Annotated in this window: 14 protein-coding genes; 2 read left to right on the top strand and 12 right to left on the bottom strand. The window is 40.8% G+C overall.

What is annotated here, in order from left to right; all coding sequences use genetic code 11:
• Nucleotides 1–5 precede the first annotated feature (5 nt).
• From CXF69_RS06700 to CXF69_RS06670, 7 genes are all read right to left on the bottom strand, one after another.
• On the bottom strand, nucleotides 6–755 hold the full coding sequence (locus tag CXF69_RS06700; protein WP_101204853.1) for an electron transfer flavoprotein subunit beta/FixA family protein: 750 nt from the start codon (nucleotides 753–755) through the stop codon (nucleotides 6–8).
• Nucleotides 756–1,200: 445 nt separating this feature from the next.
• Nucleotides 1,201–1,773: a DUF421 domain-containing protein gene (locus tag CXF69_RS06695; protein WP_101204854.1), complete on the bottom strand. Its 573-nt coding sequence runs from the start codon at nucleotides 1,771–1,773 to the stop codon at nucleotides 1,201–1,203.
• Between the two features lie 267 nt (nucleotides 1,774–2,040).
• Nucleotides 2,041–2,253, bottom strand: coding sequence for a cold-shock protein (locus CXF69_RS06690; RefSeq protein WP_057758834.1), 213 nt, complete (start codon nucleotides 2,251–2,253; stop codon nucleotides 2,041–2,043).
• A 363-nt stretch (nucleotides 2,254–2,616) separates the two neighbouring features.
• Nucleotides 2,617–3,048, bottom strand: coding sequence for a hypothetical protein (locus CXF69_RS06685; RefSeq protein ID WP_101204855.1), 432 nt, complete (start codon nucleotides 3,046–3,048; stop codon nucleotides 2,617–2,619).
• A 297-nt stretch (nucleotides 3,049–3,345) separates the two neighbouring features.
• A complete protein-coding gene (gene ilvC, locus CXF69_RS06680; RefSeq protein ID WP_101204856.1) occupies nucleotides 3,346–4,362 on the bottom strand; it encodes a ketol-acid reductoisomerase in 1,017 nt (338 codons plus the stop codon).
• Between the two features lie 134 nt (nucleotides 4,363–4,496).
• Nucleotides 4,497–4,994, bottom strand: a complete 498-nt coding sequence (gene ilvN / locus CXF69_RS06675; protein ID WP_057758828.1) for an acetolactate synthase small subunit — start codon at nucleotides 4,992–4,994, stop codon at nucleotides 4,497–4,499.
• On the bottom strand, nucleotides 4,994–6,706 hold the full coding sequence (locus CXF69_RS06670) for an acetolactate synthase 3 large subunit (RefSeq protein ID WP_198551526.1): 1,713 nt from the start codon (nucleotides 6,704–6,706) through the stop codon (nucleotides 4,994–4,996). Before CXF69_RS06670 ends, ilvN begins: the two co-directional genes overlap by 1 nt.
• Nucleotides 6,707–7,682: 976 nt before the next feature.
• Here CXF69_RS06670 and CXF69_RS06665 point away from each other — a divergent pair.
• On the top strand, nucleotides 7,683–8,180 hold the full coding sequence (locus CXF69_RS06665; protein ID WP_101204858.1) for a DUF4124 domain-containing protein: 498 nt from the start codon (nucleotides 7,683–7,685) through the stop codon (nucleotides 8,178–8,180).
• Nucleotides 8,181–8,202: 22 nt separating this feature from the next.
• Here the strand turns inward: CXF69_RS06665 and CXF69_RS06660 are convergent, their stop codons facing one another.
• Entirely contained in the window at nucleotides 8,203–10,026 is a 1,824-nt protein-coding gene (locus CXF69_RS06660) for an NAD(P)H-hydrate dehydratase (protein ID WP_101204859.1), read from the bottom strand.
• Between the two features lie 244 nt (nucleotides 10,027–10,270).
• Between CXF69_RS06660 and queG the strand changes: the two genes are divergently transcribed.
• Nucleotides 10,271–11,428 (top strand): tRNA epoxyqueuosine(34) reductase QueG, encoded by a 1,158-nt coding sequence (gene queG / locus CXF69_RS06655; RefSeq protein WP_227522897.1) that lies wholly within the window; start codon nucleotides 10,271–10,273, stop codon nucleotides 11,426–11,428.
• A gap of 178 nt (nucleotides 11,429–11,606) precedes the next feature.
• On the opposite strand, the gene lysM is transcribed toward queG, so the two are convergent.
• The 4 genes from lysM to fabD form a co-directional block, all read right to left on the bottom strand.
• Nucleotides 11,607–12,116, bottom strand: coding sequence for a peptidoglycan-binding protein LysM (gene lysM, locus CXF69_RS06650; protein ID WP_057758817.1), 510 nt, complete (start codon nucleotides 12,114–12,116; stop codon nucleotides 11,607–11,609).
• A gap of 283 nt (nucleotides 12,117–12,399) precedes the next feature.
• A complete protein-coding gene (acpP, locus tag CXF69_RS06645) occupies nucleotides 12,400–12,636 on the bottom strand; it encodes an acyl carrier protein (RefSeq protein ID WP_057758815.1) in 237 nt (78 codons plus the stop codon).
• Nucleotides 12,637–12,906: 270 nt separating this feature from the next.
• Nucleotides 12,907–13,635 (bottom strand): 3-oxoacyl-ACP reductase FabG, encoded by a 729-nt coding sequence (gene fabG, locus CXF69_RS06640; RefSeq protein WP_057758813.1) that lies wholly within the window; start codon nucleotides 13,633–13,635, stop codon nucleotides 12,907–12,909.
• Complete coding sequence (fabD, locus tag CXF69_RS06635; protein ID WP_101204861.1) at nucleotides 13,632–14,600, bottom strand: ACP S-malonyltransferase; 969 nt, start codon at nucleotides 14,598–14,600, stop codon at nucleotides 13,632–13,634. Before fabD ends, fabG begins: the two co-directional genes overlap by 4 nt.
• Between the last annotated feature and the right edge of the window lie 22 nt (nucleotides 14,601–14,622).

The following is a 14,622-nucleotide window of genomic DNA, read 5'->3' as shown; positions in this document are numbered from 1 at the left end:
AAATATTAAATAACTTTTGCTTCGTTTTTCAGCTTATCGACCAACTCATCAACTGACCCTACTGTAATACCAGCTTTACGTTCAGCAGGTGGCACGACTTTAATAATTTCTTGCTTAGATGCCATATCAACACCAAAATCCGCTGGCGTTTTTTCATCAAGTGGCTTTTTCTTCGCTTTCATGATGTTAGGCAATTTAGCATAACGTGGCTCATTCAAACGTAAATCAGTCGTGATAACCGCTGGTAAATCAAGTGCGACTGTTTGCAGGCCACCATCGATCTCACGTGTTACGTTTACTTTATCGCCTTCAACCTTCACTTCTGATGCAAATGTACCCTGACCGATGCCCATCAATGCCGCTAGCATTTGACCAGTTTGGTTGTTGTCATCATCAATCGCCTGTTTACCTAGCAAGATAATATCAGTGCTTTCAGTTTCAGCGATGTTCTTTAAGATCTTAGCAACTTGTAATGGATATGGTTTTTCGTCACTTACTACCAATACACCACGGTCAGCACCTAGTGCTAAAGCTGCACGAATCTGCTCTTGTGATTCTTTTGGACCGATTGAAGCAACAATGATCTCATCAATGACGCCAGCTTCTTTTAGGCGAACCGCTTCTTCTACTGCGATTTCATCAAAAGGGTTGATTGACATTTTAGTGTTTGATAAGTCAACGCCAGAGTTGTCGGCTTTTACACGAACTTTTACGTTATAATCAATGACACGCTTGACCGCTACTAATGCTTTCATACGTTCCTCGTTTATTAATGTTATGAATTAAAAATATCAGTTAAGAACCCAATTTTCGTTGTGGTTCAAATTGTCGTTCAAAATACTACTCAAGGTTATTACTACATCAACAGAATATGATTACTCAAGAAATACAAGCCAATATCAACAATCATATTAGCAATGTGTACTTTATCGATAAATCTGCTAAAGCTAAGCCAACCGTTATTATCAGACCTATGTATCTTGCGTCAGCATGCAGATAAGGTCAAGACAACGCCGTGAATAATGCGTCATAAATTTGTCACCATTCTAAAATAATTGGTCTATAAGCACGTTATTCCACGATTTTTTTAATTGACAGTCGTAATTACTGATACCTTTATAGCATTCTCAGCCCTAGCCTTACTTAACATTTTGTTATTATTTATCTCTTTAGCGTTAATAGATAGGGACTCAGCACTTGTTACTGGTTATCTTCGTTAGAGCTGACATTAGAACCAATCAGCAATTCACTATCACGTATATCATCAAATAATGACCGATCAGGAGTTACTTCACTGTTTTTGACAACACTCATATCCCCTGTTGTTTCCATTATGACAGCAAATACCTCAGTTTTAGATTTGATACCGTTTTTACGCAGTACTTCTTGGACATCGCTCGTACTTAGGTTAGCTTCTTGCAAATTATCTGGAAAATACTCACCATGTGCCATCAATATGATAGCTTGATTGTCTATTAACGCTTTGAGTGGCTTTATTTTACGCCTTACTACTGAGACCACGCCTTGAATCACGAACAGCACCGCAACAGCACACAACCCTTGTAGTAGAGAGGGCTCATCAGACAATACAGTAGAGGCCAATATACTACCAATACCGACGGTCATAGCAAAATCATGACTTGATAGCTTAGAAAAGCTACGTAAACCCATGAGGCGTGTAAACAGCATTAGACCCAAATAAAAACCTACTGCGGATATAGAAATACCCAGTATCTGTTGCCAGTCAATTGCAAGCCAATTTTCCCACTTCATAATACAACCTTATCTATCTCATCTTTATTAAATCATTGTTTGTTATTACCTGATGATGTTGACTGTCAAAATCAATAGCAATTTACATTGACAACACTTTGTCATACCAAAAAACTCCCATAAAAAAAGCAACCTGATAAGAGGTTGCTTCTTTTTAAAGTCGATACAGTATTTTTATTGTTTTAACAAACAAAGTAATCAATGCGTATTGATAATCTTATTGTCATTAAGTTTACTGGCAAGCAGTTAGCCTAATAATAAATGAGATTAGATAGCTTCGATTTGCTCAGCTTGTGGGCCTTTTTTGCCATCACCTAAGATGAAAGACACTTTTTGGCCTTCGGCTAGAGTTTTGAAACCGTTACCTTGGATAGCGCTGTAGTGAGCGAATACGTCTTGTCCGCCGTTGTCTTGAGCGATAAAACCAAAACCTTTAGCTTCATTAAACCACTTTACAGTGCCTTCAACTTTATCTGACATAAATTTTCCTGACTCTTTAACTGTTGGCGAGACTTGTGTCATCACCGATTAATTGATATATACCCTAATATTTTCTGCTAAATGCGGCGGCCAAAAATGCTAAATAATCTTAAAGAAAATTTGCATTTTTTGCCTCAAATATTTTGAGTACAGTCTGATTATAACAGTTTTCCATGGTAGGAACAGTCTAAATTGCTGATTTTTGTAAATAAATACTAACTATTGTTGCAAGCTAACATCGATAGTAATCAGCTCTATATCTTATTGATATAAAATAGTTTTTATTTATAGATGTACTACAACTTCATCAGTAGGTCACTAATTATATAAGGCAACATAGTTAATGGTAGGTTGGAATATCAATCATTGCAATGGTGATGTTGGTAGCCATGCTGAACTCAATACAAGCAAACATAACGCAAAAAACACCAATGAAAATGACTGACTATAGGCAATATACTTGGCTGGAATGACCAAGTCTTTAGGAGAGTCAGGGATGCCTTTGCGCTTCAGCAGTTTGGTACCATATATCCAGCCAAAGGTCGTGTATATGCCATATGCTGCAGGCACTGCGATAGCTAATGGGGTCAAATCAATAACGTATAAAATCACTACCGATATAAAGAACCATAGAGTATCTAACAATGAACTGACTTTAAAAAATTTAGATTGAGGCAGTTTACCATCGGTCTGTTTGAGCATCTCCCCTTCTATCCAAATTAAAACCGCTACCACAGCGCTAAGAGTAATATATACGAATTGCGGCGTTAGCCAGTCTGAATAAGATATTTGCACAGCATACAACCTATTATCTATAGAAAGTGAGAATGAAGCATTCACCCGCTTCGAATACTTAGAAACGGGTTGGAATAATGACGGATGTTAATCGCAAAGGCACTTTGGCCAATGTTAAGGTGCCTGCTTATATTGGGTAGCAATTAATGGTTTTCAACCGATAACCCAGATTCAAATCAAAGCGAAAAGTATCTATCAAATACTTTGCATAAAAAAACCCATGCTATCAAGTGATAACATGGGCTATTTCATCTAAATCAGATTTTTATTTGAATAAGACTTTTATCTGTATAAAACTTAGTTTTTGTCTTTATCGATGATTTTGTTACCACCGATCCATGGCATCATGCCACGTAGCTTAGCACCAGTGATTTCGATTTGATGATCAGCATTGTTACGACGACGCGCAGTCATTGATGGATAGTTGGTTGCGCCTTCAGAGATGAACATTTTCGCGTATTCACCAGACTGGATGCGTTTTAGTGCATTACGCATGGCTTCACGTGACTGCTCATTAATAACTTCAGGGCCAGTAACATATTCGCCATATTCAGCGTTGTTACTGATTGAATAGTTCATGTCAGCGATACCGCCTTCATACATCAAGTCAACGATAAGCTTTAGCTCATGTAGGCATTCGAAATAAGCCATTTCTGGTGCATAGCCCGCTTCTGTTAGTGTCTCAAAGCCCATTTTAACCAGCTCTACTGCACCACCACAAAGTACGGCTTGCTCACCGAATAGATCCGTTTCAGTCTCATCTTTAAACGTTGTCTCAATAATGCCTGAACGACCACCACCAACGCCAGCAGCATACGACAATGCTAACTGTTTGGCTTGACCAGAAGCGTCTTGATAGATAGCGATAAGATCAGGGATACCGCCGCCTTTAGCAAATTCTGAACGTACAGTATGACCTGGTGCTTTTGGTGCAACCATAATGACATCAAGATCGCCACGTGGTACCACTTGGTTGTAATGGATTGCAAAACCATGAGCAAAAGCTAGTGTAGCGCCTTCTTTGATATTTGGCTCGATCACATCGTTATAAAGCTCTTTTTGGAACTCATCAGGCGTTAAAATCATGATAACGTCAGCAGCTTTTACCGCTTCTTCTACTTCAGCAACTTTTAGGCCAGCATTTTCAGCTTTTTTCCATGAGCTTGAGTTTGCACGTAGACCAACAGTTACATCGACGTCTGAGTCTTGTAGGTTAAGCGCGTGTGCATGGCCTTGTGAACCGTAACCGATAATGGCAACTTTTTTACCTTGGATAATAGATAGGTCACAATCTTTGTCATAATAAACGTTCATAAATAGAGTCCTTGTTCTCAAGCATGGCTTGCCATGGATAGTAAGCGCTTATGCTGTAGTCTATATAATAACTAAGATAAGCGCTTTGTTGATTAGATAAATAAATATTGGTTTAAACTGGTTTTGATAAATAATTAAATACTTAGAGTCTTTTCACCGCGGGCAATACCAATCACACCTGAGCGAACCACTTCCATAATGCGCTCACGGCCAATCACATCGATAAAACCATCAAGTTTGGCTTTGTCGCCCACGATTTGAATTGTATATAAGTTCGAATTTACATCGACGATTTGTGCGCGGAAAATATCTGCGCTACGTTTAATCTCTTCACGAACACCGCCTGTTGCACGGACTTTAATAAGCATCAATTCACGCTCAACGTGTACGTTCTCCGTCAGATTAAGCACTTTAACCACTTCAATCAATTTATGCAATTGTTTGGTGATTTGCTCAATTCTTTCTGGTGAAGTAATGGTCGTAACCGTTAGACGTGAGATACTTGGGTCATCAGTAGGTGCGACGTTCAAAGTTTCGATATTGTAGCCACGTTGTGAGAACAAGCCGACTAACCGCGACAACGAACCCGCTTCGTTTTCCATCAATACCGAAATCAGATGTTGTTGTTGCATTAGGTACGCTCCCCTTTTGTTAACCACATATCACGCATGGCTTGTCCAGCGATTTGCATTGGATATACATGCTCATTACGATCGACGTAAACATCGATAAATACCAGTTTGTCTTTCATAGCCATTGCTTCAGCCAATTGTGCTTCCATAGTCGCAGGATCAGTAATTTTGATACCGACATGACCATAGCTTTCAGCCAATTTGACAAAATCTGGTAAGGAATTCATATAAGACTGGGCATGACGACCTTCATACAGCATATCTTGCCACTGCTTCACCATACCTAGCTGCGCATTGTTAATGTTCAGAATTTTAACTGGTAAGTTATATTGCAAGCAGGTCGATAGCTCTTGGATATTCATCTGAATAGAGCCTTCGCCAGTAATACAAACCACATCACGCTCAGGGTTGGCAAGTTTGGCAGCCATTGCATACGGCAGACCAACACCCATGGTACCAAGACCACCTGAATTCAGCCATTGACGTGGCTCATTGTAAGTATAGTAAAGTGCCGCAAACATCTGATGCTGACCGACGTCACTTGTGATAATAGCGTTACTGTTAGTCACTTTATCTAGAGCTTGTACGACACTTTGTGGCTTAATACCATTATCTGTGCTGGTGTCATAACGTAAGCCATGACGCTTACGCCACTCATTAATTTGTGACCACCAATCGAGCAATGCGTGCTGCTCTAACTGCTTGTCTTGACCAACAATCTCTAGCATGTCCGTTAAGACCGACTTCACATCACCTACGATAGGAATGTGCGCAAGAATCGTTTTTGAAATTGACGCAGGATCGATATCGATATGAATGATGGTTGCGTTAGGGCAGAATTTTTTAACGTTATTGGTCACACGATCATCAAAACGCGCGCCGACAGCTAAAATCACATCAGCGTGATGCATGCTCATATTGGCTTCGTAAGTACCGTGCATGCCAAGCATACCTAAGAACTGACGATCAGAGCCAGGGAACGTACCAAGACCCATCAAGGTATTGGTCACTGGTAAATTCAGACGATGTGCAAGATCGGTTAATTCTTCGTGCGCATTGCTCCAAATCACACCGCCACCTGCATATACAACAGGACGCTGCGCTGCTAATAGCGCTTCAATGGCTTTTTTGATTTGACCACTATGACCTTTGAGTGAAGGCTGATACGAGCGTATAAATACTTCTTCTGGATATTCGTAAGCGAACTTTTCGCTAGGCGCAGTCATGTCTTTTGGCACATCAATGACAACAGGGCCTGGGCGACCAGTCTGGGCAATATAAAATGCCTTTTTTACAATCATTGGAATTTCGCTAGCATGGCGTACTTGAAAGCTATGCTTAACGATAGGACGTGATACACCTACCATATCTGTTTCTTGGAAAGCATCTTCACCGATTAGGCTGCTTGGTACCTGACCTGCGATTACAACCATTGGTACAGAATCCATAAAGGCAGTAGCAATAGCTGTCACGGTATTGGTCGCACCAGGGCCTGATGTGGCCAACACGACACCAGTATTACCAGTCACTCGCGAATAAGCATCGGCCATGTGGCCCGCTGCTTGCTCATGACGTACTAAGATGTGCTCAATATTTTCTTGCTGAAACAGCGCATCATAAATGTGTAAGACCGCGCCACCTGGATAGCCAAAGATGTATTCGACACCTTCGTCAGTCAGTGCTTGCACCAGCATTTCAGCGCCCGATAGCATCACAGGCTGTGCACTACCTTCTGCAAGACGTTGTTGCTTTTGTTCAAAATTTTTGGCGGCATTACCCGTCTGGGTATGTCCCGTCATGTTCGGACTTTGCGTGGTTTGCGTCACTGTCATCACCTTTTTTTGCGGCGAGAATTTGCGGGATTCTATGAGTAAAAATAATTACTTACCGTCATTATTTCTACTTACTGAATGATCGCTAATTCTTGTCCATATCAAGAATATCTGCCCAATAGGTTTAATTAAAACTGTCTCATAGGACAATACTAATCAAACATAGCAGTGTATTTTAGGTCAGCTTTGTGATGGATGTTTATCGATATACAGTGACAAGATGCGAGTGCATCTATAAAAGAAGGCGCTTATTATTGAGGTTCGATACTAGCAAGTACCTATTGTGACTTTATTTGTACAGATGCATCGATATACACAAGCAAAAAAACTTCATAGCCAATGCTAAATTATAAGATGTTTAGAACTTACAATAGGCTTTGGGGAAATCTCTTAACAGCATACTATATCGCGTTTGATACAACTGCTAAAAACACATTTAGCACATTTCAAATAATAAGTTTATCTTAGTCATTGTAGACAGATAAGTCCGGAGACAATGTATCGCTATCAACAGTGGTCGTTATGCCACTATACTTGCTATATCATTATCACAAAGGAAATAAAACTGCGTAAGCTACCGATAAGTAACTCGTCGTTTTCTTTCTCAAGTGCCACGGCAACATCGTAAAAGCCGCTCACTGACCAATCAACTGCTATTATATTCGATGGTTTACGAGTTATTGTCAAGAAAAACTTCTAAAGCCTATCCCAAACTAATAGTTATTAAATAATACACATTGATAAGTATTATTTGCTAGAATCGATAGTCGATACATTATTACTACCAATAAAACGTTCAAGTGTTATATTTACACCCATATACATTTGATTTTTATTAAATAAGAGGATTGCTACTATGGCATATGCGTCTAAGATATATACCGCTGCCAAACTGTTGATGAGTACCGCGTGTATGCTAATGCTGTCCATGAATGCCAGTCAAGCCATTCAAGTTTATAAATCTATTGGTGCACATGGTGAAGTAAAATATAGCCAACATGCGCCCCAAGTCGGTAAAAATATTGAACTGATTGAGTTTCGTAGTGACGGTAGACAGAACAACGCAGGACAAATGGCAGGGAAAACAGATCCTAACCAAAGCAGCAATGCTCAAACGGCAGAAGAACAACGAGTAGCAGCACTTGAAGCACGTATTAAAGAACAAGAAGCTCAGGCTAATGCTCAGCGCTGCCAATCATTACGTAATAACTTGACCAACCTAAATGTAGGCGGCCGTATCTATGAGATGGATGCTAACGGTAAACGTCAGTATCTAGATGGTCGTGAGATTGAGCTTAAGCGCGAGCGCGTTCAGCAAGCGATTACTCAGTATTGCTCCAACCCTTCTACCTAGTCAGACCTACTGAAAGCAAATATCAAATTATCATAAGCTGCATTACGTGACGAATGGCTGCTGGCATATCTTGAGCTTGTAGCCCTCGTTGCCCTACTAGCAATGTATTGGTGTTGCTATTCGCTTGATTGACTAATACATCTCCTGCAAACCCATGTATAAGAACCGCTTGATGTAAGCTACGCGCCTCTGCTGATAAGTCTTGCTGTGCTAATAGTCCAGCGGTTACTCCAGATAACACATCACCCATGCCAGCGGTTGCCATGCCAGCATTCCCTATATCACAGACATATATTTGCTCTTTTCCCTCTTCTTGTTCTAGCACTAACGATCCAGCCCCTTTTAATACCCAGTCACCACCATATGTTGCAGCGCACTGTTTTATAGCTTGTAGTCTATCTGACTCAATCTTACTTATCTTTTGATCAAGTAGTCTAGCTGCTTCCCCACTATGTGGCGTCAAGCAAACCCGATGATTAGTACTATATTCTCGTAGCTCTGCTATTAGCTCATGATTGTCCATGTGCAGCGATGCCAAGTGATAAAGTCCATCTGCATCGATCACAATTGATTTTTCATTCTCTATAGCAGCCTGTACATAATCAATAAATAATGCTTTGGCTTTTTCGTCACGGCCAAGTCCCATCCCAATAGCAACGACACTAGCCTGCTTAATCAGACCTTTTACGCCGCTTGCGTCATGCAAATTAATGGTCATCGCATCTGGCAATGAGGTCAGTAACGACCCATGAAAAGCCTCATGGCAGGCAACTGTTATTTTACCGGCACCTGTCGCCATCGTACTGGCCGCAGACAGTATGGCAGCACCGCCCATACCTTGAGAGCCATCAACACGATTTCCGCCAATGACTAGCACATGACCATAGCTACCTTTGTAGCTGTTCTGGCGACGTGGCTTCATACTATGTGCAGCCGTCAGCAGCGTAGCAACTGGCTCAAATGCTTGACTGGCATTTTTCTCAGCTACCATATGATGGCTAGCTGTTTGCGGACATGCCATTTGATAAGGTATCAACGGTATATCGACTACGTCTCCGCTATAGTCTGTACCATCTTTGGTATGTAGACCAAACTTACGCGCAATCAAACATAGAGTCACGTCGGCTTGTATTGCTATGCGTTCGAAAACTTCACCGGTAGAGGCCACTAACCCACTTGGAATATCAACTGCTATTGCTAGGGCGTTATTTTGCTGAGTAGCGTTGTTAAAAGCGTTAATAGCTAATTCATAAATACCTTCTGGTGCACGATCTAAGCCAATACCAAATAATGCATCGATATAAACATCAGCTGGCAAGTTTATTTTATCCGCATCATCGTGACTAATAATGCCCTCAAATCGTTGATAGTTGCAGCTGCTAGCTAGGGCTATCTGTAATGCCTTTGTCGCGTCAGTAATATTGCTACTATCGCTTTGTTTATCGCTAGGATTTTTAGAAGTTACTGGTTGATCATCGATAACAAAATCATTTTCGCTAAAACCAACCGTCATTACTTCTACTTGCCAGCCAGCTTGCTGTAAATAATGAGCGATAAGCCAACCATCACCACCATTGTTACCTTTCCCTACCCAGATACTTGCTCGACGTGGATGAGCACTACGGTGATAAACGTTAGTATTGGTAGAATGGCTGGCACTGACGGTTTTTCGCTCATAAATCTGCTCTATTTGCTGTGTCATTTGCCAAGCAGCTTGTTTCATCAAACCAAAACTGTCGTATCCCTCTGCAAACCAAGCCTGCTCCATCGCATAAACCTGCTCACTATTATATAGCGCAATAGGTTTTGTATTTTTTATAGGTGACAAATTGGTATTATTTCTCATAACTTATCCTTGGTGTTTCTACTCATTTTTTATTCTATTTAAATTTGATTGCTCATTTCTCATATCAGCTTAGCAAAAGCTTACCTCGACTTATGTATCAATATGAATGTGAGTTTATTTTCTTTTATACTTGCACTCATTGCTCACTGGCTTATCATAGCGGTATTTACATTATCTCTTATTGTCAGATATGAATAATCTGATTAAAACAAACGAGAAAACATCTAATAAGCACCTACTCTCTATGCCTACTGATAAAAACAGAATTGCCATTACGAACCCAACTGTATTTGCAACCACAGCTGATGTTAAGCAATGGATCAAAGCACAAGCACAGGCACTAGGATTTGCTGATTGTGGTTTTTTATCTGTGCATCATCCTTTGTTTACTCAGCAGATTGAACAACTACAGCAGTGGCTAGATAAAGGCTATGAGGGCCAGCTGCAGTTTATGCATAATAATCATGATCTGCGCGCTCATCCTGATCAGTTAGTTGAGGGCGCAAAGACCATCATCAGCGTACGTATGGACTATCTAACTCAAGCACCCACACCGCGTGCTGTCACTGATAACGATCATCCCAATAAAGGCATCATCGCGCGTTATGCAAGAGGGCGCGACTACCATAAGACAATGCGTAGTCGTTTAAAGCAATTGGCTTTAAAGATAGAAACAATGCTTCCTGAATGGCAACATTTAGATATCGGTTCAGAGAAAGAATTTGTGTTTAGACCTTTTAGCGATTCGGCGCCTATCTTTGAGCGGCCGATTGCAGATGCAGCAGGTCTTGGTTGGACAGGTAAACATACACTACTTATCAATAAGCAAGCAGGCTCATTTTTTGTGCTTGGTGAGCTATTTTTGAGCCTTGAGCTACCCGACGATAAACCAGTCAAGGAGCATTGCGGTAGTTGTAGCGCTTGTATTGACATATGCCCTACTCAAGCAATTGTAACGCCCCATGAGCTCAACGCTTCTGCTTGTATCTCTTATTTGACTATCGAACATGATGGTGTCATCGATACCAAATATCGACGCGCAATTGGCAATCGGGTCTTTGGCTGTGATGATTGCCAGTTAATCTGTCCATGGAATCGTTATGCCAATCTAACTACCGTTGATGACTTCGCACCAAGGCATGGATTGGATAATAGTAGCTTGCTTGAACTATGGCAGTGGCAAGAAGCCGACTTTATGAAGAACACTCAAGGTAGCCCGCTAAGACGCACCGGCTATGTGAATTTTTTACGTAATATTGCTATCGGACTTGGCAATGCTAATGCCAGCTTAGAAGTGGTCGAACAGTTAAAATCTAAATTGACCTTACATAATGATATGCTAGATGAGCATATCGAATGGGCCCTAATTGAGCAGCACAATAAGCTAGACTCAACCAATTAACCAATTAACCAATTAACCAATTAACCAATTAACCAATTATTTTATGACTATCAAATATTCCTGAGATAAAGTGTTTATTTGAAGTGTACAACATAAAAAAAGCCTCTTAATAATAAGAGGCTTTTTTGATTAGAATGTCATATTTAAAATATTATTTTTCTATACGCTTCTTCTAGCATTACGGCTTAGGAATGCGTAGTACTTGACCTGGATAGATTTTATCTGGATCAGATAACATTGGCTTGTTCGCTTCGAATATCTTCATGTAATCGCCAGATGAACCATACACTTCTTTAGCGATTTTAGATAAACTGTCACCAGACTTTACCGTATACATTGTAGATTCAGGTGCATCTTCTTCAATATCAATGTTATCAATAACTTTTGCAACGTTTTGCACGTTACCGATAGCGATAATGGCTTTTTCACGATCAGCTTGAGTTTTAGCATTACCACTAATTTCTGCAGTATCTGTAGAACCATTATATTTAATTTTCAGGTTACTGATATTGAGGTTTTGCTGCTGAATACGGCGCAATAAAATATTGGCCACTGATTGTGCACTCGGCTCACTGCTTTGTACTGGTGTATTGGCATCTGCTTTCGTTTCTGTCTTAGCATCATGCTTTTCGTCATCACGGTTAAAAATCTTATCACCGATATCTTTTGCAAAGCTAAACATACCCATATATCTACTCCTTGAAATATTATTATTTATCATTCTTTTAATAAAACACATAGTCAGACAATATACTGAAAATCTAACTGGCGTCTTTTTCTACGACTTACTGTTATGAGTATAGATAAAAGGAGTCGATGTAGATAGTAATAGTATGTTGAATAATGTTGAATTGACGTAGTCAATGTTAAATTCGATTGCTGCATTTGAAAAATAACAATCACGCACCCATAAAAAAACCGCCTATCTAATCAGATAAGCGGCATTATAAATCTGCTAAATAAGTAGCAAATTATAGTTGGGCTTGTACGTAATCGATTGCTTTTTGAACAGTAGTCAATTCTGCAGAATCTTCATCAGGAATAGTGATACCAAAATCACTTTCAAATGACATAACCAATTCAACTAGGTCTAAAGAATCTGCACCTAGGTCTTCCATGAATGAAGCATCGTTGTTGATGTCTTCAACATTCATACCTAGTTGCTCAGCTACTGCTGCTTTTACTCTTAGCTCGATATCATTACTCATGTAGCTCACTCCGTTATCATCTATTATTTTTAATAAACTGCTATAGCGCCTTATTTAACGCTATAGCATGGTATATAAAATGCGTTTGCCAGACTAGCAATGCTGTCTGAGTACTCTATGACATGTTATACAGTTTGTCTGATGTCTAATAAAGCCCTGTTATCATACAGGGCTTTGACTCAAAAGTATCCGTCATTATAGCACCCTTTATTATAGTTTACACTCGTTCACACAGTTTTTTATTATAACTATGTAACGCTCGTATATTGACTACATATACATGCCGCCATTGACAGGAATCACAGCACCTGTAATATAGCTGGCCTCGTCGCTAGCCAAGAAATGTACCGCTGCAGCGATGTCTTCTGGCTGACCAAGACGGCTGATAGGTACAGCATCTAACATAGAGTTCAATAGACGCTCATCAAGCTCATCTGTCATATCCGTTTCGATCAAGCCTGGTGCCACGCAGTTGATGGTCACTTGGCGTGAACCAATCTCACGTGCAAGCGTACGGCTAAACCCTTCTACGCCAGCTTTGGTCGCCGCATAGTTAGATTGGCCTGCATTGCCCATTTGAGCCACGACAGAGGTAATGTTGATAATACGGCCACGGCGTGCTTTCATCATACCGCGTACAGCACGTTTGCTCATGCGATATACTGAGGTCAAATTGGTATCGATGACATTTTCCCAATCTTCATCTTTCATGCGCATCAGTAGACCATCTTGAGTGATACCTGCATTGTTAACCAATACTTGTACCGCGCCATAAACGCTTTCGATCTCTTCAAATAATTTGTCAATTTGAGCGGTATCACGTACGTCTAAAACGCGACCAATACCGCCAGTATCATGAAGGTAATCATCAATAAGCTCTGCGCCCTTTTCAGTGGTCGCAGTTCCAATGACAAAGTGTCCTTCTTTGGCAAAACGCTTGGCCACTGCCTTGCCAATACCTCGGCTAGCGCCAGTCACTAATGTAATCGTACGGCTCATGATAACACCTCCAATAATTTTTCTAGACGGGCAGGCTTGTCAGTAGGATAGCTGGCAATTGGCTGCGCCTGACGCTTCGCCAAATTGCTCAGTACATTACCACTGCCACATTCGATTAAGATATTAATTTGCTTGTCAGCTAGCTCTTGCATGGTTTTTGACCATAGTACTGGCTCGCTCAGCTGCTCAGTCAATGCTTGCTTAATACCGACCGCACTGGTTTCGACACGCGCATAGCGATTTTGTATAACAGGAATGGTTGCCTGATCAAACTTGATACCCGCTAGTATTTCAGCCAACGCATTGCTGGCAGGTTCCATAAGGGCACAGTGAGACGGTACACTCACTTTTAGAGGGACAGATTTTTTACCAGTATTTTTGACTTTATCAATAACAGCATTAACACCAGCGGCGTTACCCGAGATAACCACTTGTCCTGGACTATTGAAATTGGCTGCACCGACTACTGCATCTTCTACGTGTTCGGTTGCTTGCTCACACAGGTTTTCGACTCTGTTATCTTCTAGTCCTAATACTGCAGCCATAGCAGTATCGACACCTACAACGGCCTCTTGCATCAACTGACCGCGCTTATGTACTAAAGTGACGGCATCACCCAGCGATATCACATTGGCAGCACACAGGGCACTGTACTCGCCTAGAGAGTGACCAGCTAAATAACAAGGCGTCTCTTCTATTTTTTGTTGTAGGACACGCCAAATAGCAATACTAGCTGTCAAAAGCGCAGGCTGAGTATATTGGGTTTGATTGAGTTTTTCCTCGTCCTGACAGATTGCCCACAAATCCTCACCAAGCGCATCACTCGCTTCGGTAAATGTATCACGTATCTCTGGATAGATTTCGGCAAGCTCGCTCGTCATCGCGACTGATTGAGATCCTTGTCCAGGAAAAATGACCGCGATACGAGCGGGTTGCTTTTTTACCATATCGGGTACAGAAGCCATAACCAATATTCCTTATCTGATT

This window comes from Psychrobacter sp. Choline-02u-9 (genome assembly GCF_002836505.1).
In the GTDB taxonomy this organism is placed as follows: Bacteria; Pseudomonadota; Gammaproteobacteria; order Pseudomonadales; family Moraxellaceae; genus Psychrobacter.
Note: the sequence above shows the minus strand (reverse complement) of the source record. Positions and strands in the feature narration are given on the sequence as shown.

Bases quoted from the DNA above. Each gene is read 5' to 3' on its own strand.
- CXF69_RS06700 (WP_101204853.1), bottom strand. From the start codon at position 755: ATGAAAGCATTAGTAGCGGTCAAGCGTGTCATTGATTATAACGTAAAA.
- CXF69_RS06695 (WP_101204854.1), bottom strand. From the start codon at position 1,773: ATGAAGTGGGAAAATTGGCTTGCAATTGACTGGCAACAGATACTGGGT.
- CXF69_RS06690 (WP_057758834.1), bottom strand. From the start codon at position 2,253: ATGTCAGATAAAGTTGAAGGCACTGTAAAGTGGTTTAATGAAGCTAAA.
- ilvC (WP_101204856.1), bottom strand. From the start codon at position 4,362: ATGAACGTTTATTATGACAAAGATTGTGACCTATCTATTATCCAAGGT.
- ilvN (WP_057758828.1), bottom strand. From the start codon at position 4,994: ATGCAACAACAACATCTGATTTCGGTATTGATGGAAAACGAAGCGGGT.
- CXF69_RS06670 (WP_198551526.1), bottom strand. From the start codon at position 6,706: ATGCTATCGGGCGCTGAAATGCTGGTGCAAGCACTGACTGACGAAGGT.
- CXF69_RS06665 (WP_101204858.1), top strand. From the start codon at position 7,683: ATGGCATATGCGTCTAAGATATATACCGCTGCCAAACTGTTGATGAGT.
- CXF69_RS06660 (WP_101204859.1), bottom strand. From the start codon at position 10,026: ATGAGAAATAATACCAATTTGTCACCTATAAAAAATACAAAACCTATT.
- queG (WP_227522897.1), top strand. From the start codon at position 10,271: ATGCCTACTGATAAAAACAGAATTGCCATTACGAACCCAACTGTATTT.
- lysM (WP_057758817.1), bottom strand. From the start codon at position 12,116: ATGGGTATGTTTAGCTTTGCAAAAGATATCGGTGATAAGATTTTTAAC.
- acpP (WP_057758815.1), bottom strand. From the start codon at position 12,636: ATGAGTAATGATATCGAGCTAAGAGTAAAAGCAGCAGTAGCTGAGCAA.
- fabG (WP_057758813.1), bottom strand. From the start codon at position 13,635: ATGAGCCGTACGATTACATTAGTGACTGGCGCTAGCCGAGGTATTGGC.
- fabD (WP_101204861.1), bottom strand. From the start codon at position 14,600: ATGGCTTCTGTACCCGATATGGTAAAAAAGCAACCCGCTCGTATCGCG.